Source organism: Ensifer sp. GW101-20A05 (assembly GCF_059424735.1).
In genome coordinates this window covers 24,787-42,225 of record NZ_JBWKZT010000001.1, presented here as the reverse complement: position 1 = coordinate 42,225, position 17,439 = coordinate 24,787, and the positions used below count along the sequence as shown (strand labels likewise).

Here is a 17,439-nt window from a genome sequence, read left to right as displayed (position 1 = left end):
GGCCGGCACCGACGCGCTTATCCCGATCGCGCCCGGCACTTCTGTCCAATGGAGGCAATCACGTGTCACAGGCGGAAATCGGCCTAATCGGTCTCGGCGTCATGGGCTCGAACCTGGCGCTCAACATCGCTGAAAAGGGCAACAAGATCGCGGTGTTCAACCGCACCGTCGAGGCGACGCACAAATTCTACGCGGAAGCCGGTGAACTCAAGGGCCAGATCGTGCCCTGCGACACCATTGAAGAGTTTGTTGCCGCCATCCGTCCGCCGCGCCCGATCATCATCATGATCAAGGCCGGCGAGCCGGTCGACCAGCAGATGAAGATCCTCGAGCCCTACCTTTCCAAGGGCGACATCATGATCGACGCCGGCAACGCCAACTTCCGCGACACCATGCGCCGCTTCGAGGCGCTGAAGGACAGTGGCCTGACCTTCATTGGCATGGGTGTTTCCGGCGGTGAGGAAGGCGCGCGCCACGGCCCGTCGATCATGGTCGGCGGCAAGGAGGCGTCCTGGAAGCGCGTCGAGAGCGTTTTGACCTCGATCGCCGCGAAATACGACAACGACCCTTGCGTTGCCTGGCTCGGCGAAAACGGTGCCGGCCATTTCGTCAAGACCATCCACAACGGCATCGAATATGCCGACATGCAGATGATTGCCGAAATCTACGGCATCCTGCGCGACGGCCTGAAGATGTCGGCGACCGAGATCGGCGACGTCTTCGGCACCTGGAACAAGGGTCGCCTCAACTCCTACCTGATCGAGATCACCGAGAAGGTGCTGAAGGCGGCCGATCCTTTGACCGGCAAGCCGATCGTCGATTTGATCCTCGACAAGGCCGGCCAGAAGGGCACCGGCAAGTGGTCGGTGATCGAGGCGCAGAACATGGGCGTGCCGGCAACCGGCATCGAGGCGGCGGTGGCCGCGCGCAGCATCTCCTCGATGAAGGACGAGCGCGAGGCGGCCGAGAAGATCCTCGGGCTGCCTGAGGTCGGCGACTTCAAGGTGGCCGACAAGGCAGCCTTCATCAGGGATCTCGAAAGCGCGCTGCTGGCCGCCAAGATCGGCGCCTATGCGCAAGGCTTCGCGGTGATGTCGGCGGCATCGAAGGAGTTCAACTGGAACCTGCCGATGCCGACGATCGCCAAGATCTGGCGCGCCGGCTGCATCATCCGCTCGCAGTTCCTCGACGAGATCACCACCGCGTTCACCAAGGCGCCGGATGCTGCCAACCTGATCGTCACCCCGGCCTTCGCCGCCATGGTCAAGGAAACCGACGCAGCCCTGCGCCGCGTCGTTTCGGCTGCCGTTCTCGGCGGCCTGCCGGTGCCGGCGCTTGCCTCGGCGCTCGGCTACTTCGACAGCTACCGCCGCGGCCGCGGCACGGCCAACGTCATCCAGGCGCAGCGCGACTTCTTCGGCGCCCACGGATTCGACCGCGTCGACGGTGCCGACAGCCATCACGGCCCGTGGGGCAGCGGCCTCAACGGCTAGAGCAATTCCAGGAAAGTGCAAAGCGGTTTTCCGTCCGGAACTGCGTGATTTCAAAGACTTAGATCGCTTCAGTTTCGATGAAACAATGAAGTGATCTAAGTCTCGACGATAGAGCAGCTTGAGACGGGGCGGCCTTGGCTGCCCCGTTTGCGTTTTGGGCCGATGCCGCCGCTTCGTTCGGACAAGATGCTAAAGCGCGTCGCGATCTTTCAGATTCGCTCCCGCCCTTTAAGTTTTTGATATTTCGTATGTCGTTACCGCAAAACCGCTGCGCACTTTTGCGCGACACGCTTTAGCCCGTCATCGATGAGGTCGCTGATATCCCTGTGCCGCCCGATGCCCCCGGATTGGAGCAGGATTTGATTGGCAGGACGGCGAACACCGAGGCAATCATCAGCACAATAATGATCAGCACCAGCCTGTCGGTGAAGGTGGCTCGAAAGATCTGCAGCACATAGTGCTTGGTCTTCATCGTGCCCACGCGCTTTCATCGCCATCTGCGCATGATGGCTTCCGTGCACCGTGGACGTCATACGTCCGTTCATGTGAATTTGCTTGCTTCGTCGGGAAACTGCTGACGTCGCGTATTGTTCCGGGAAGGGCGCCTGGCGCTGCGATTGTCGCCAGGCGCTTTCGCCGATGGGCGTGACTAACGCCGATAGGCGTTGCGGTCGCCACCCGAGCGGCGGCGCTGTGCCCGCAGCTTGCCCAGCCTTTTCGGCGGATCGACAAAGATCACCAGCAGAAACCCGACGGCCATAAGCACGTATGCCGGGATCCCGGTCGCCGCGCTGCCGAAGAAAGCGCAAAGGGTGGCCAGCGCAAGGTAGATGCCGATGGTGAAGGGGTTGGATACAAAGCCCCATACGCGGTTCGTCATTCGGTCTTTCCATGCAATTTTCGGTGTCATGCCGAACATCACCTGTCTGAAGTGATTGGCAGCAGATGCTGCGATGGCGCCCCAGCCAGCCCAGCAATATGTGAATGGGGAGCGTCGCGACAATGACACTCGGACCTTTGACTGCGCGAATCGGACCAAAGTCCCATCGATTTCAAGCGGCCATCCGGTAGGATCTGTAGCAGCTGCTACGGTAGCACTTCACAAGAACCTAGTTTTTTCAGTACCGATTTAGAGCGGAGTCGCGTTGTGCGTTCGGGCTTTGCTTGTGGACCCTCGGTCCCCGCCGAGGAAGGCGGGCACTGCGAATGCTGGGCGCCGGCGCGCGACGCCCAGCTCGCCTATTTTCGTGTCAGCTCCGCAGACCGGGAGCTTCCTGGCCGGTGCGGGCGACATATTCGGTGTAGCCGCCGCCATACTGGTGGATGCCGTCCGGCGTCAGTTCGAGCACACGGTTGGACAGTGCGGCGAGGAAGTGGCGGTCGTGCGAGACGAAGAGCATGGTGCCTTCGTAGTCCGCCAGCGCCTTGATCAGCATTTCCTTGGTGTCGAGGTCGAGGTGGTTGGTCGGCTCGTCGAGAACCAGCAGGTTCGGCGGATCGAACAGCATGATTGCCATCACCAGGCGGGCCTTCTCGCCACCGGAAAGCACCCGGCACTTCTTCTCGACATCGTCGCCGGAAAAGCCGAAGCAGCCGGCAAGCGCGCGAAGCGGTGCCTGGCCTGCCTGCGGGAACGTGTCCTCAAGCTGCTGCAGCACCGTGCGGTCGCCATCGAGCACGTCCATGGCATGCTGGGCGAAGTAACCCAGCTTGACGCTGGCGCCAAGCGCGACGTTGCCTGCGTCCGGTTCGGTCGAGCCGGCAACGAGCTTCAGGAGCGTCGACTTGCCGGCGCCGTTGATGCCCATAATGCACCAGCGCTCGCGCCGGCGCACCATGAAGTCGAACCCTTCATAGATGCTGCGGCTGCCGTATTTCTTGTGCACGCCCTTGATGTTGATGACGTCTTCGCCGGAGCGTGGCGCCGGGCGGAATTCGAAAGCGACGCTCTGGCGGCGCTTCGGCGGCTCGACCCGGTCGATCTTGTCGAGCTTCTTCACCCGGCTCTGAACCTGAGAGGCGTGCGAGGCGCGGGCCTTGAAGCGCTCGATGAACTTGATCTCCTTGGCGAGCATAGCCTGCTGGCGCTCGAACTGCGCCTGCTGCTGCTTCTCGTTCTGGGCGCGCTGCTGCTCGTAGAAGCCGTAGTCGCCCGAATAGGCGTTGAGCGAGCCGCCGTCGATCTCGATGATCTTGGTGATGATGCGGTTCATGAACTCGCGGTCGTGCGAGGTCATCATCAGCGCGCCGTCGTAGTTCTTGAGGAAGTCCTCGAGCCAGATCAGGCTTTCGAGATCCAGATGGTTGCTCGGCTCGTCGAGCAGCATCACGTCGGGCCGCATCAGAAGAATACGGGCAAGCCCCACGCGCATCTTCCAGCCGCCCGAGAGCGCGCCGACATCGCCGTCCATCATCTCCTGGCTGAAGCTCAAGCCCGCCAGCACCTCGCGGGCGCGGCCTTCCAGCGCGTAGCCGTCGAGCTCCTCGTAGCGTGCCTGCACCTCGCCGTAGCGCTCGATGATCGCATCCATCTCGTCGAGCCGATCCGGATCGACCATCGCGGCTTCAAGCTCGCGCAGTTCGGCGGCGACTTCGCTGACCGGCCCGGCGCCGTTCATGACCTCGGCAACCGCGCTGCCGCCCGCCATCTCGCCGACGTCCTGGTTGAAGTAGCCGATGGTGATGCCCTTATCGACGGCGACCTGGCCTTCGTCAGGCACTTCCTCGCCGGTAATCATGCGGAAGAGCGAGGTTTTGCCGGCGCCGTTCGGGCCGACGAGGCCGACCTTTTCGCCGCGGTTGAGGGCGGCGGAGGCTTCGATGAAAAGGATGCGGTGGCTGAGCTGCTTGCTGATGTTTTCGATGCGGATCATGTCTGCTGTAGCCTGAAGGGAGGTGTGGGGCGCCGTCGCGCCCGATTGTTGCCCCGGCCTGTCGCAGGTTTCTGCGTCACAAGCAAGACTTCAGGGTGCTTCCGCGTCGTTTCACGACGCCCATGGCAAACTGTCGCTGGTCGACGACAGAGGGGCACGCCGTCTCCCAGATCCTCATTCCTGTGCCTGTCACAGGAATCCAGTCAGGCCCAAGTCTTTGGGCCGAAAAGACTCTTCCGCGCCGCGGACGCGGCGCTGCTGGATCCCTGTGACAGGGCACAGGGATGAGGGCGGAGATGTTTTCGGCTCAGGCCCGCAGACCGCGCGTGATCGGCGGCTGGAACTCCGGCTGGCTGAGGCTCTGCAGCGTTTCCGGCGGTTGGCCGTCGATATGGCCGATGACCGCCTTTGCCAGTTCGCGACCGGCAACGCGGATGTCCTCGTACATGGTCATCACCTCCGGGCGAAGCCAGCGCAGGAAGTCGCTCGGGGACTTCGAAACCATGTCGCAGTCTTCGCCGAGCTTCTTCTTGGCCATCTCCAGACCGGCGATCAGCGCGATCGCGCCTGAACCGCTGCCCGAGATGATGCCGTCGGGCGCGTCCTCCGAGCGCATCAGCACCTCGAAGGCGTCGCGGATTTCGACCAGAGAATGGTCGATATTGGTCTGGTGGAAGCCGATTGCATCGGCCTGAAAGTCGCGAAGGCCCCGTTCGAAGCCGGCGCGCATATGCGAATAAAAGGTGAGATGCGGCGGCGGCTCGAGCAGCACCAGGCGCCGCCGGCCGCGCGCGACGAGCTTGCGCACCGCCTCATAGGCGAAGCGCTCGTTGTCGAAGTCGTGATAGGGGTGGACGATGCCCATTTCGGTGCGGCCGTGGGTGACGAAAGGCAGGCCGCGCTCGGTCAGAAGTGCCACGCGCGGATCGTGCGGCTCGGTGCGCGAGATGATCACGCCGTCGGCAGCGCCCGTGTCGAGGATGTAGCGGATCGGCGCCAGGGCATCCTTGACGGCGCTATAGGGGGTGACCACGAGGTGATAGGGCGTGCCCGCGAGGATCTCGGTGATGCCGACGACCATCGGGCTGGTGATGCCCATGATCTCTTCTTCCAGCGTCAATACGAGACTGATGACGTTGGTCTTGCCGGTTCTGAGCCGCACGCCGGCGCGGTTCGGCTGGTAGCCGATCTGCTTGGCGACGAGACGCACGCGTTCCTTGGTTTCCGCGCCGATATCGGGCGCATCCTTCAGCGCCCGGGAAACCGTGGTGATGCCGAGCCCGGTCATGAAGGCGATCGTCTTCAGCGTTGGCCGGCCGCCATCCGGCAGTGTTTGCGGCCTGTTTTTCGTCTTGCTGTCCATTGCCGTCACCCGCCCACTCTCTGCCCGCGCGCCGCCAGTTTTGCCCGCCCGGCGGCGAAACGCGTCGGTTCAGCCCTGTCCACTGCTGCCTGCCGCGTCACTTTATCGCCTTATATACGAAAAGCAGCGAGCGGCTATCCTGCTTTGGACCGATAAAATTGCTTCAAATCTGTAACGATACAGTTGCGATGTCGAGCGTTTTCGTTGCTGCACTGCGGAATCTGAAGCGGTCTGGTTGAATCGCACCTTGGGGCGGGTGTCTTTTGCGCTTGCGAGACGATGATCTCCACAACGGCGCAAGGCACTCGCTGAAGTTCTATAAATATCAGCTATATAAGCGAGTCTTCTGCAAGACGCGAAGGGGCAGGCGCCGGGCGCAAAGCGCTTTGGACGTCCGCTGTCATCTGCACGCAATAGGTGTTTTCTAAGATTCTGTTTAAATCGATTGTGGTGGGTGTTGCGTCCTGTAATCGATTGCATTAAGTTTTTTACGGTAACGTTACAGTGAGGGAGGAGACTCATGAAAATACGTTCTTTTGCAGCCATGCTCGCGACCGCGGTGGCCCTGCCACTCGGTGCGGCCAGTGCCGCCGATCTTGAAGTAACCCATTGGTGGACGTCCGGCGGCGAAGCAGCCGCGGTCGCGGAACTCGCGAAGGCCTTCGACGCAACGGGCAATCACTGGGTTGACGGCGCAATCGCCGGCTCCGGCGGCACTGCCCGCCCGATCATGATCAGCCGCATCACCGGCGGTGATCCGATGGGCGCCACGCAGTTCAACCACGGCCGCCAGGCAGAAGAGCTGGTTCAGGCCGGCCTGATGCGCGACCTGACCGACGTCGCGACCCGCGAGAAGTGGAAGGACATCATCAAGCCGGCAAGCCTGCTCGATTCCTGCACCATCGACGGCAAGATCTATTGCGCCCCGGTCAACATCCACTCCTGGCAGTGGCTGTGGCTGTCGAACGCCGCCTTCAAGACGGCCGGCGTCGAAGTTCCGAAGAACTGGGACGAGTTTGTTGCCGCCGCACCGGCGCTGGAAAAGGCCGGCATCGTGCCGCTCGCAGTCGGTGGCCAGCCCTGGCAGGCAGCCGGCGCCTTCGACGTGCTGATGGTGGCGATCGCCGGCAAGGACACGTTCCAGAAGGTCTTCGGCGACAAGGATGAGGAAGTCGCGGCCGGTCCTGAGATCGCCAAGGTCTTCAAGGCCGCTGACGACGCCCGCCGCATGTCCAAGGGCACCAATGTCCAGGACTGGAACCAGGCGACGAACATGGTCATCACCGGCAAGGCCGGCGGCCAGATCATGGGTGACTGGGCTCAAGGTGAATTCGCGCTTGCCGGCCAGAAGGCCGGAACGGATTACACCTGCCTTCCGGGTCTCGGCGTCAACGAGATCATTTCGACCGGTGGCGACGCATTCTACTTCCCGCTGCTGAAGGACGAAGAAAAGTCCAAGGCGCAGGAGGCGTTGGCTTCGACGCTGCTCGATCCGAAGACCCAGGTCGCCTTCAATCTCAAGAAGGGCTCGCTGCCGGTGCGTGGCGACGTCGACCTCGCAGCCGCCAACGACTGCATGAAGAAGGGCCTGGGCATCCTTGCCAAGGGCAACGTGATCCAGGGCACCGACCAGCTGCTTTCGGCCGACAGCCAGAAGCAGAAGGAGGACCTGTTCTCCGAATTCTTCGCCAACTCGTCGATCACGCCGGAAGACGCGCAGAAGCGTTTCGCCGACATCATCGCCGCGGCGGAGTGACCGCAACTGCCTGATTGACCGGCTCCGCCTTGATGTGGAGCCGGCCAAGGCCTCCCTTTCGGTGCGGGGTGACCGCGCCGGCGGCCGCGTGTGAGCTCGCTTTACGCGGTACCTCAAGGGAGCGGTTGTCGCCCTGATGCGGCAGGACGTTGCGCGTTGAGCGCGCGGCGCTGCCCATCGTCCGAAACCCAATGCAGTTCCGGAGGAACGAAACATGGCAGGTCACACACAAGGTTCGGGCCGACCGAACCAGTGGCTGCGGAACCTGAACGCGAAGATTGCCTCCGTCCCGATGATCCTGACGGCCGTGGTGATTTTTCTCGGCGGCACGATCTGGACGGTCGTCTATTCCTTCACCAATTCCAAGCTCTTGCCGCGGCTATCCTTCGTCGGCCTCGATCAGTACGAGCGCCTCTGGGACGCGCCGCGCTGGCTGGTCTCGGTGCAAAACCTGGCGATCTACGGCATCTTCTCGCTGATCTTCAGCCTGGTCATCGGCTTCGTGCTGGCGGCTCTGATGGACCAGAAGATCCGCTTCGAAAACACCTTCCGCACCATTATGCTCTATCCCTTCGCCCTGTCCTTCATCGTGACGGGCCTGGTGTGGCAATGGCTGCTCAATCCGGAATTCGGCATCCAGTCTGTGGTGCGTTCGGCCGGCTGGGAGAGCTTCACCTTCGACCCGCTCTATAACGCAGACATCGTCATCTACGGCATTCTGATCGCCGCGCTCTGGCAGGGCACCGGGCTTGTCATGTGCCTGATGCTTGCGGGGCTTCGCGGCATCGACGAGGACATCTGGAAGGCCGCGCGCGTCGACGGCATTCCGATGTGGAAGACCTACATCTTCGTCGTCATCCCGATGATGCGCGGCGTCTTCATCACCACGCTGGTGATTATCGCGAGCGGCATCGTCAAGGTCTACGACCTGGTGGTGGCGCAGACGAGCGGCGGCCCCGGCATCGCCTCTGAAGTGCCCGCTAAATACGTCTACGACTACATGTTCCAGGCGCAGAACCTCGGTCAGGGCTTCGCCGCCTCGACCATGATGCTGATCACCGTCGCCATCATCATCGTGCCTTGGGCCTATCTGGAATTCGGGGGAGGGCGCAAGCGTGTCTGATATCGTTGCTTTCAATTCGGTGGCTGACGAAGCCGCACCTCAGGCGCAGACGGACCGCGTCATTGCCGGCCCACGCGGTCGCAAACCCCGCCGGGCGCTGTCGGGCCGTAATATCATGATCTACGGCACGCTGATCGTGGTCGCACTCTACTACCTGCTGCCGCTCTATGTGATGGTCATGACCTCGCTCAAGGGCATGCCGGAAATCCGGCTCGGCAACATCTTCGCCCCGCCGGTGGAAATCACCTTCGAGCCCTGGGCGAAGGCCTGGGCGAGTGCCTGCACCGGTCTCAACTGTGACGGCCTTTCGCGCGGCTTCTGGAACTCGGTGCGCATCACCGTTCCCTCGACGATCGTCTCGATCGCGATCGCCTCGGTCAACGGCTACGCGCTTGCCAACTGGCGCTTCAAGGGGGCGGAGCTGTTCTTCACCATCCTGATCGTCGGCGCCTTCATTCCCTATCAGGTGATGATCTACCCGATCGTCATCGTGCTCCGAGAAATGGGCATCTACGGCACGTTGACCGGCCTCATCATCGTGCACACGATCTTCGGCATGCCGATCCTGACGCTGCTCTTCCGCAACTATTTCGCCGGCCTGCCGGAGGAACTGTTCAAGGCGGCGCGCGTCGATGGCGCCGGGTTCTGGACCATCTACTTCAGGATCATGCTGCCGATGTCGCTGCCGATCTTCGTCGTGGCGATGATCCTGCAGGTTACCGGCATCTGGAACGACTTCCTGTTCGGCGTCGTGTTCACCCGGCCGGAATATTACCCGATGACGGTTCAGCTGAACAACATCGTCAACTCGGTCCAGGGCGTGAAGGAATACAACGTCAACATGGCGGCGACGATCCTGACCGGGGCGGTTCCGCTCTTCGTCTACTTCGTTTCCGGACGGCTTTTTGTCCGCGGCATCGCCGCCGGCGCAGTGAAAGGGTAACAACATGCAAAACGTCAGCGTATCGGTCAAAGACCTGTCGTTGAGCTTCGGTGCCGTCACTGTGCTCGACACGCTCAACCTCGACATCAAGGACGGCGAGTTCCTGGTGCTACTCGGCTCGTCCGGCTGCGGCAAGTCGACCCTGCTCAACTGCATCGCCGGTCTACTCGATGTCAGCGACGGGCAGATCTTCATCAAAAACAAGAACGTCACCTGGGAGGAGCCCAAGGACCGCGGCATCGGCATGGTGTTCCAGTCCTACGCGCTCTATCCGCAGATGTCGGTGGAGAAGAATCTCTCCTTCGGCCTGCAGGTCGCAAAGGTCCCGAAGGAGGAGATCGACAAGCGCGTGCGCCGCGCCTCCGAGATCTTGCAGATCCAGCCGCTCCTGAAGCGCAAACCGTCTGAGCTTTCCGGTGGCCAGCGCCAGCGGGTGGCGATCGGCCGGGCGCTGGTGCGCGATGTCGACGTGTTCCTCTTCGACGAGCCGCTTTCCAACCTCGACGCCAAGCTGCGCTCGGAGCTGCGCGTCGAGATCAAGAGGCTGCACCAGTCGCTGAAGAACACGATGATCTACGTCACCCACGACCAGATCGAGGCGCTGACGCTCGCCGATCGTATTGCTGTCATGAAGAGCGGCGTGATCCAGCAGCTGGCCGACCCGATGACGATCTACAACGCCCCGGAAAACCTGTTCGTCGCCGGCTTCATCGGTTCGCCGTCGATGAACTTCTTCCGCGGCGAGCTGCAGCTTCGCGACCAGCGCGCCTACGTCCACGCCAACGGCGTCGACTTCGACGTGTCCGCCTATCCGTCGCGGGCACCCCTGGTGCACGGGCAGAAGGTTGTCCTCGGCCTCAGGCCCGAACATGTGCGCGTCGACGAGGCGGCAAGCGGGGCCGCGGCCTCGCACCGGGCGGTGGTCGATATCGAGGAGCCGATGGGCGCCGACAACCTCTTATGGCTGAAACTCGCCGGGCAGTCGATGTCGGTGCGCATCGCCGGCCAGCGGCGCTATGCGCCCGGCACGGCGGTGACGCTCTCCTTCGACATGGCCGTCGCCTCGATCTTCGATGCGACGAGCGAGAACCGACTCTGAGATAAGGAGATGCTGGGCAGGGACCTCTGCCCGGCATCTCCCAGCAATGACAGCGCCGGCGTCGCCGGTCGATCCATGGAAATACGACAATGCTCTCTGAGGATTTCACCCGAACCGCCATCCGTCTCGACCTTTCGGGGGATTGGCAGCTCAGCTCGGTCGACAACAGCCACAGCTTGGCGATGGCGCTGCCGGGCGACGTGCACTCGGCCTTGCAGAAAGCGGGCGTGATCGAAGACCCCTATGTCAGTCGCAACGAGAACGACGTTCAGTGGGTGGCGCATAAGGACTGGGTGATCGAGCGAACGGTCACGGTCGCCGCCGACGAACTCGCGGGCTACTGGTATCTCGACCTCGAATGCCTTGATACCGTTGCCTCGGTCTTCGTCAACGACACGCTGGTGCTCGAAGCGGAGAACTGCTTCCGCCGCTACAGGCCGGAGGTCTCGCGCGCGATCGTCGCCGGCGAAAACCGCATCCGCATCGTGCTGCATTCCTCGATTTCCGAAGGCGCGCGCCGGCAGGCCGAGCAACCCTTCTACGTGCCTTACCATCCCGGCAATTCGCCGATCGCCAATGGCAACATGCTGAGGAAGCCCCAGTGCCACTTCGGTTGGGACTGGAACCTCGCGATCGCGCCGCTCGGCGTCTACGGCGAGATTGCTCTCTGCCGGCTGGAGATCGCCCGCATCGAGCATGTGACGACCAAGCAGGTCTGGCTTGAGGACGGTTCGGTCGATCTCGTGGTGACGGTGACCTTGTTTGCCGACGCGCCCGGCATCGTGCCCATACATTTTTCGCTCGACGAGGACCGCGAACGGCTGGACTGCGCCGTCGGCAAAGGCGAGACGCGCATCACCCATGTCTTCACCGTGACCAGGCCGAAGCGCTGGTGGCCGGCGGGTAGCGGCGAGCAGCACCTGTCGCGCCTGACAGTGGACCTGCCGCAGGAGCAGGTGAGCCGCCAGATCGGATTCCGCGCGATCGAGCTGCTGACCGACAAGGACGAGGCTGGCAGCCGCTTTGCCTTCCGCGTCAACGGCCGCGAGATCTTCTGCAAGGGTGCCAACTGGATCCCGGCCGATGCGCTGATGTCACGGGTGACGCCAGAGGGCGTCGAGGATCTGCTGACCTCGGCAGTGGACGCCAACATGAACATGATCCGGGTCTGGGGCGGCGGCTTCTACGAGCCGGACTGGTTCTACGATCTCTGCGACCGGCTCGGGCTCATGGTCTGGCAGGACTTCATGTTTGCCTGCAACCTCTATCCCTCGACCCCGGATTTCCTGGAGAATGTCGCGGCAGAGGTGGATTATCAGGCAAAGCGCCTGTCGTCGCATCCATCGATCACGGTCTGGTGCGGCGACAACGAGTTGGTCGGCGCGCTCACCTGGTTCGACGAACCGCGCAAGGATCGCGACCGCTATCTCGTTTCCTATGACCGGCTGAACCGCACGATCGAGGTGGCGCTGAAAGCGGCACTTCCCGAAGCGATCTGGTGGCCGTCGAGCCCGGCGTCCGGCTATCTCGATTTCGGCGATGCCTGGCATGCCGATGGTTCCGGCGACATGCACTACTGGTCGGTCTGGCACGAGAACAAGTCCTTCGACAATTACCGCACCGTGCGCCCGCGTTTCTGCTCGGAGTTCGGCTTCCAGTCCTATACGTCGATGCCGGTCATCCGGCAGTTTGCGGCGGAGAAGGACCTCAACATCGCGTCGCCTGTGATCGAGAGCCACCAGAAGAATGTCGGCGGCAATGAGCGCATCGCCGGCACGATGTTCCGATATTTCCGCTTCCCCAAGGATTTCCCGGCTTTCGTTTATCTCAGCCAGGTCCAGCAGGGGCTGGCGATCCGCACGGCCGTCGACTATTGGCGCTCGCTAAAACCCCATTGCATGGGCACGCTCTACTGGCAGCTCAACGACACCTGGCCGGTCGCCTCCTGGTCGAGCCTCGACTATGGTGGCAGCTGGAAGGCGATGCACTATATGGTCCGCCGGTTCTTCCAGCCGGTTTCGGTCGCGGCCATCCCATCGGCGGATGGCAGAGAGATCGCCTTCTCGATGGTCAACGATACGGCGGAGCCGGTGACGGTCGAGCTTCAGACCTTCCTGGTTTCGCTCGATGGCAAGCGCACGCCGCTGACGGCGGCCGCCGGCACCTGCAGCCCGGATCGCGCGGCGACCCTGGTGACGCTTGCGGCTTCCGATATTCCGGCGGATCACCTGTTGTTCTGGTCGTTCGATGCATCGAACGGCATGCGCGGCGAGGGGCACCACGCCAACGGCACCTACAAGGCACTCGACCTGCAACCGTCCGGTTTGACACTCGATGTGGCGCCGGCGGGCGAAGGCGCTTTCGACGTCAGCGTCAAGGCAAGCGGCCTGGCGCTGCATGTGATGATCGAGGCCGATGTCGCCGGCCGATACTCCGACAATGCCTTTGATCTGCTGGCCGGGGAAACCAAGCTTGTCCGCTTCACGCCGAAGGTGCCGCTCGCCGCAGGCGAGCTTCCGCGCTTTGCCGCCTTCGATCTTGAATCCTGCCAGGGAAAAGGTTGACCGCCATGAAACGCAGCCACGTCAACGATATCATCGCCGAGAGCGGTGCCTTCATGAAGAGCTACGGCTTCACGCTGCCGCCCTTTGCCTACTGGTCGCCAGAACAACTGAAGGCGCGGGTCGCCTCTGACAGCCCGACGATCTTCGAGGCCCGGCTCGGCTGGGACATCACCGACTACGGCAAGGGACGCTTCGATGAATTCGGGCTGGTGCTCTTCACGCTGCGCAATGGCAATGCCGCGAACCTCACGACCGGCCACGGCATGATCTATGCCGAGAAGCTGATGATCACCGCCAAGGACCAGGTCAATCCGCTGCACCGCCATGCGGTGAAGACCGAGGACATCATCAACCGCGGCGGCGGCTCGCTGGTGCTGCAGATGTACAATTCGAGGCCTGATGGCACCGTCGACGAGGAGAGCGATGTCGTCGTCGCCACCGATGCGCGACTTCGCACACTCAAGGCTGGCGAACTCTTGAAGCTCAAGGCCGGCGAAAGCGTCACGCTTTTGCCCGGCAACTGGCACGCCTTCTGGGCCGAAGGCACGGACGTGCTGATGGGCGAGGTTTCGACCGTCAACGACGATCTCACCGACAACTATTTCCGCGAGCCCGTCGGTCGCTTCTCGGCGATCGAGGAGGACGCGGCACCCACCCACCTGCTGGTGTCGGACTACGACACCTGGCTCAAGTGATCCCAGGACCCCAACCCCCAAGGGCAATTGACCCAAGACCAAACGATCTTTCGAGGAGGATTTCATGAAGGACGTCAGTTTCCAGCTTTATAGCGCCCGCAATTTCCCGCCGTTCGCCAATGTGCTCGAGGCACTCGGACAGGCCGGCTACAGCCAGGTCGAAGGCTATGGCGCACTCTATGCGGCGCTCAGCGACGCGGAGATCGCGAGCTTCAAGGAAGGGCTCGACAGCAATGGCCTCGCCATGCCGACGGCGCACTTTGGCTTGGACATGCTCGAAAGCGATCCGGGCCGCGTGCTGGAGATCGCCAAGGCGCTCGGCATCCAGGCGATCTATTGCCCGTACCTGATGCCCGACCAGCGCCCGACGGATGCGGCCGGCTGGCGTGCCTTCGGAGAGCGGCTGCAGAAGGCCGGCAAGCCCTATCGCGATGCCGGGCTGATCTTCGGCTGGCACAACCACGACTTCGAATTCTTTGCCCTTCCTGACGGCAGCATTCCGCAGGACCTGATCTTCGAAGGCGGACCGGATCTTTCCTGGGAAGCCGACATCGCCTGGATCATCCGCGGCGGTGCCGACCCGATCGCCTGGATCAGGAAATACGGCGACCGCATCACCGCCGTCCACGTGAAGGACATCGCGCCCACCGGCGAGAAGAAGGACGAGGACGGCTGGGCCGATGTCGGCGAGGGCACAGTCGACTGGAAAGGCCTGTTCCAGGCGCTCTCAGGAACCAAGGCCCGCTACTTCATTGCGGAACATGACAATCCGAGCGATTTCAAGCGCTTCGCCAAGCGTTCGCTCGCCTCCATCCAATCCTATTGAGAAGCAGGTTCATCCATGACCAAGGAACTTGGCGTCGGCATCATCGGATGCGGCAACATCTCCACCACCTACTTCAAGCTCGCTCCCCTCTTTAAGGGCATCAAGGTCGTCGCCTGCGCCGACATCAACCCGGCGGCAGCCGAGGCGCGGGCAGCCGAATACGGCGTCGAGGCGCAGAGCATCGAAGCGCTGCTCGCCAATCCTGACGTCGACATCGTCGTCAACCTGACGATCCCGGACGCGCACTACCCGGTGTCGAAGGCGATCCTCGAGGCCGGCAAGCACGTCTACTCTGAAAAGCCACTGGTGCTTTCGCTCGAACAGGGCGAAGACCTCAGGGCGATCGCTAGGGACAAAGGCCTTTCCGTCGGTTGCGCACCGGACACCTTCCTCGGCGGCGCGCACCAGCTGGCCCGCAGCACCATCGATGCCGGCAAGATCGGCCGGGTGACGTCTGGCACCTGCCACGTGATGAGCCCGGGCATGGAGATGTGGCATCCGAACCCGGACTTCTTCTTCCTGCCCGGCGGCGGCCCGATCCTCGATCTCGGCCCCTATTACATCGCCAACCTGATCAACCTGATCGGGCCGGTGAAGCGCGTCGCAGCACTGTCCTCCATGGCCAACCCGACCCGCACCATCACCAGCGAGCCACGCAAGGGCGAGGAGATCCCGGTCAAGACCCCGACCAACATCCACGCGCTGCTCGAGTTCCAAAATGGCGCGACGATCACCCTGTCGGCGAGCTGGGATGTCTGGTCGCATCGCCATGCCAATATGGAGCTCTATGGCACCGAAGGCTCGCTCTACGTGCCCGATCCGAACTTCTTCGGCGGCAAGGTGGAGATAAGCGGTCGCGACAGGAACATTGAGCCACTGGAACCCTGGGATCATCCCTTCGGCGTCGAAAACCAGGAGCACCCGCAGGGGCCGATGGCGAACTACCGCACCGCTGGCCTTGCCGACATGGCGCAGGCGATCCTCGAGGGCCGCGATGCCCGCTGCTCGCTCGACCGCTCGCTGCATGGCGTCGATGTCATGGTCTCGATCCTGAAATCCGGCGAGGAGGGCCGCTTCATCGAGCTCTCCACCACCTGCACGCAGCCGGCCGCCCTCGGCATCGAGGAGGCGCGGGCGCTGCTGCGCGAGACGGAGGAAGAAATATCGGGAAATCGGGTCGCTGCGGCTTCATAGCGGCAGCCGTCCGGCACGCGCGCCGCGGACCAGGGGTCCCTCTGCAAACTCGGAAGAGAGGCTTCCGGGGGGAGAGCTGCACCCCAACCTCCCTCATCCTCGCCCTTGTGGCGGGGATCCAGCGACCCGACGTCTGTCGGGTCAAAAGACTTTTCAGCCCAACGACTTGGGCTGGTCCGCAGTTCCATCGGAACTGCTAGGGATTCCTGTGACAAGCACAGGAATGACGGAGGTTTTGGTTGGCGCCAAGCTTCCCTCGTGAGCGTTCGGTGATTAGAGATATCTTTGACAGCAAGCTTGGGTTTCCGTGATCACGGAAACCCTTCTCGTTTGGAGCGATGGTGGTTTCCAGCCGCCATCCGGATACGGATCGCGGAGGATTTTTGCGATGACCTGGCTACCGGCGGAAAACCGCTACGACACCATGAAATATAACCGCGTCGGCCGCTCCGGCCTGAAGTTGCCGGCGATCTCGCTGGGGCTCTGGCACAATTTCGGCGGCGACACGCCGCATGACCGCAAGGTCGACATGTGCCGCACCGCGTTTGACCTCGGCATCACCCATTTCGACCTCGCCAACAATTACGGCCCGCCTCCGGGCTCGGCCGAGACTGCCTTCGGCGAAATCATGCGCACGGATTTCGCAGGTCTGCGCGACGAGCTGATCATCTCGTCCAAGGCCGGCTATGACATGTGGGCAGGTCCTTACGGCGAATGGGGCAGCCGCAAGTATATGATCGCATCCTGCGACCAGAGCCTGAAGCGCATGGGGCTCGACTATGTCGACATCTTCTATTCGCACCGTTTCGATCCGGACACGCCGCTTGAAGAAACCTGTGGCGCGCTCGACCATATCGTGCGTTCGGGCAGGGCGCTTTATGTCGGCATTTCCTCCTACAATTCGCAGCGCACCCGCGAAGCGGCTGCAATTCTCAAGGATCTCGGCACACCGTGCCTCATCCATCAGCCGAGCTATTCGATGCTCAACCGCTGGATCGAGGACGATGGCCTGATCCACACGCTCGAAGATCTCGGCATCGGCTCGATCGTCTTTTCGCCGCTTGCCCAGGGCATGCTGACGACCAAGTATCTGCAGGGCATTCCGAGCGACAGCCGGGCGGCGCAGAACCACTTCCTCAAGAAGGACTTCATCCGCCCGGAGATCATCGACAACATCCGCAAGCTGAACGGCATCGCCGAAAAGCGCGGCCAGACTCTGGCGCAGATGGCGCTTGCATGGGTGCTGCGCAACGGCCGGATCACCTCGGCGCTGATCGGCGCCAGCCGCTCCGAGCAGATCGTCGATTGCGTCAAGGCGCTCGAAAACGACACGTTTACGGCGGAGGAGCTGGCCGAGATCGATCTCTATGCGCGTGAGGCCGACATCAACCTCTGGGCATCGTCGGCCGAACGCTAATTTCGGCTGAAAACATTGATTTGCCTGCATTTTGGGCAAAATTGCCTGCTTTCCGGCGCATTAGACAAAAGTCGAATAGGTGCCGGAAAGCGC

Annotated in this window: 14 protein-coding genes; 10 read left to right on the top strand and 4 right to left on the bottom strand. The window is 62.4% G+C overall.

Annotated elements, in window-relative coordinates:
• Positions 1-62: 62 nt before the first annotated feature.
• Positions 63-1,493: an NADP-dependent phosphogluconate dehydrogenase gene (gene gnd, locus AC070A_RS00205; RefSeq protein WP_192494752.1), complete on the top strand. Its 1,431-nt coding sequence runs from the start codon at positions 63-65 to the stop codon at positions 1,491-1,493.
• Between the two features lie 292 nt (positions 1,494-1,785).
• Here gnd and AC070A_RS00200 read toward each other — a convergent pair whose 3' ends face one another.
• The 4 genes from AC070A_RS00200 to AC070A_RS00185 all read right to left on the bottom strand — a co-directional run bounded on the left by AC070A_RS00200 (position 1,786) and on the right by AC070A_RS00185 (position 5,729).
• Complete coding sequence (locus AC070A_RS00200; RefSeq protein WP_058328737.1) at positions 1,786-1,974, bottom strand: hypothetical protein; 189 nt, start codon at positions 1,972-1,974, stop codon at positions 1,786-1,788.
• 168 nt (positions 1,975-2,142) lie between these two features.
• Complete coding sequence (locus AC070A_RS00195; protein ID WP_058328736.1) at positions 2,143-2,373, bottom strand: hypothetical protein; 231 nt, start codon at positions 2,371-2,373, stop codon at positions 2,143-2,145.
• Positions 2,374-2,743: 370 nt separating this feature from the next.
• A complete protein-coding gene (locus tag AC070A_RS00190; RefSeq protein WP_113736692.1) occupies positions 2,744-4,366 on the bottom strand; it encodes an ABC-F family ATP-binding cassette domain-containing protein in 1,623 nt (540 codons plus the stop codon).
• A gap of 307 nt (positions 4,367-4,673) precedes the next feature.
• Positions 4,674-5,729: a LacI family transcriptional regulator gene (locus tag AC070A_RS00185; protein WP_057254246.1), complete on the bottom strand. Its 1,056-nt coding sequence runs from the start codon at positions 5,727-5,729 to the stop codon at positions 4,674-4,676.
• 520 nt (positions 5,730-6,249) lie between these two features.
• Between AC070A_RS00185 and AC070A_RS00180 the strand changes: the two genes are divergently transcribed.
• From AC070A_RS00180 to mgrA, 9 genes are all read left to right on the top strand, one after another.
• Positions 6,250-7,485 carry an ABC transporter substrate-binding protein gene (locus AC070A_RS00180; protein WP_113736691.1) on the top strand — a complete coding sequence of 412 codons (1,236 nt, stop codon included), beginning with the start codon at positions 6,250-6,252 and terminating at the stop codon, positions 7,483-7,485.
• A gap of 214 nt (positions 7,486-7,699) precedes the next feature.
• On the top strand, positions 7,700-8,608 hold the full coding sequence (locus AC070A_RS00175; RefSeq protein WP_058324203.1) for a carbohydrate ABC transporter permease: 909 nt from the start codon (positions 7,700-7,702) through the stop codon (positions 8,606-8,608).
• Positions 8,609-8,723: 115 nt separating this feature from the next.
• Positions 8,724-9,551, top strand: a complete 828-nt coding sequence (locus AC070A_RS00170; RefSeq protein ID WP_210334467.1) for a carbohydrate ABC transporter permease — start codon at positions 8,724-8,726, stop codon at positions 9,549-9,551.
• 4 nt (positions 9,552-9,555) lie between these two features.
• Positions 9,556-10,650, top strand: a complete 1,095-nt coding sequence (locus AC070A_RS00165) for an ABC transporter ATP-binding protein (protein WP_057254254.1) — start codon at positions 9,556-9,558, stop codon at positions 10,648-10,650.
• An 89-nt stretch (positions 10,651-10,739) separates the two neighbouring features.
• Positions 10,740-13,214 (top strand): beta-mannosidase, encoded by a 2,475-nt coding sequence (locus tag AC070A_RS00160; protein WP_113736689.1) that lies wholly within the window; start codon positions 10,740-10,742, stop codon positions 13,212-13,214.
• A gap of 5 nt (positions 13,215-13,219) precedes the next feature.
• Positions 13,220-13,909: a D-lyxose/D-mannose family sugar isomerase gene (locus AC070A_RS00155; protein ID WP_113736688.1), complete on the top strand. Its 690-nt coding sequence runs from the start codon at positions 13,220-13,222 to the stop codon at positions 13,907-13,909.
• Between the two features lie 64 nt (positions 13,910-13,973).
• Positions 13,974-14,735 (top strand): sugar phosphate isomerase/epimerase family protein, encoded by a 762-nt coding sequence (locus tag AC070A_RS00150; protein WP_093232952.1) that lies wholly within the window; start codon positions 13,974-13,976, stop codon positions 14,733-14,735.
• Between the two features lie 15 nt (positions 14,736-14,750).
• The gene (locus tag AC070A_RS00145) at positions 14,751-15,929 is read left to right on the top strand and encodes a Gfo/Idh/MocA family protein (RefSeq protein ID WP_113736687.1); all 1,179 of its coding nucleotides are present in this window, start codon (positions 14,751-14,753) and stop codon (positions 15,927-15,929) included.
• Between the two features lie 388 nt (positions 15,930-16,317).
• Positions 16,318-17,346, top strand: a complete 1,029-nt coding sequence (gene mgrA, locus AC070A_RS00140) for an L-glyceraldehyde 3-phosphate reductase (RefSeq protein WP_113736686.1) — start codon at positions 16,318-16,320, stop codon at positions 17,344-17,346.
• Positions 17,347-17,439 lie beyond the last annotated feature (93 nt).

Coding starts and splice junctions, on each gene's coding strand:
- AC070A_RS00195 (WP_058328736.1), bottom strand. CDS start 2,373: ATGACGAACCGCGTATGGGGCTTTGTATCCAACCCCTTCACCATCGGC.
- AC070A_RS00190 (WP_113736692.1), bottom strand. CDS start 4,366: ATGATCCGCATCGAAAACATCAGCAAGCAGCTCAGCCACCGCATCCTT.
- AC070A_RS00185 (WP_057254246.1), bottom strand. CDS start 5,729: ATGGACAGCAAGACGAAAAACAGGCCGCAAACACTGCCGGATGGCGGC.
- AC070A_RS00180 (WP_113736691.1), top strand. CDS start 6,250: ATGAAAATACGTTCTTTTGCAGCCATGCTCGCGACCGCGGTGGCCCTG.
- AC070A_RS00175 (WP_058324203.1), top strand. CDS start 7,700: ATGGCAGGTCACACACAAGGTTCGGGCCGACCGAACCAGTGGCTGCGG.
- AC070A_RS00170 (WP_210334467.1), top strand. CDS start 8,724: ATGATCTACGGCACGCTGATCGTGGTCGCACTCTACTACCTGCTGCCG.
- AC070A_RS00165 (WP_057254254.1), top strand. CDS start 9,556: ATGCAAAACGTCAGCGTATCGGTCAAAGACCTGTCGTTGAGCTTCGGT.
- AC070A_RS00160 (WP_113736689.1), top strand. CDS start 10,740: ATGCTCTCTGAGGATTTCACCCGAACCGCCATCCGTCTCGACCTTTCG.
- AC070A_RS00155 (WP_113736688.1), top strand. CDS start 13,220: ATGAAACGCAGCCACGTCAACGATATCATCGCCGAGAGCGGTGCCTTC.
- AC070A_RS00150 (WP_093232952.1), top strand. CDS start 13,974: ATGAAGGACGTCAGTTTCCAGCTTTATAGCGCCCGCAATTTCCCGCCG.
- AC070A_RS00145 (WP_113736687.1), top strand. CDS start 14,751: ATGACCAAGGAACTTGGCGTCGGCATCATCGGATGCGGCAACATCTCC.
- mgrA (WP_113736686.1), top strand. CDS start 16,318: ATGACCTGGCTACCGGCGGAAAACCGCTACGACACCATGAAATATAAC.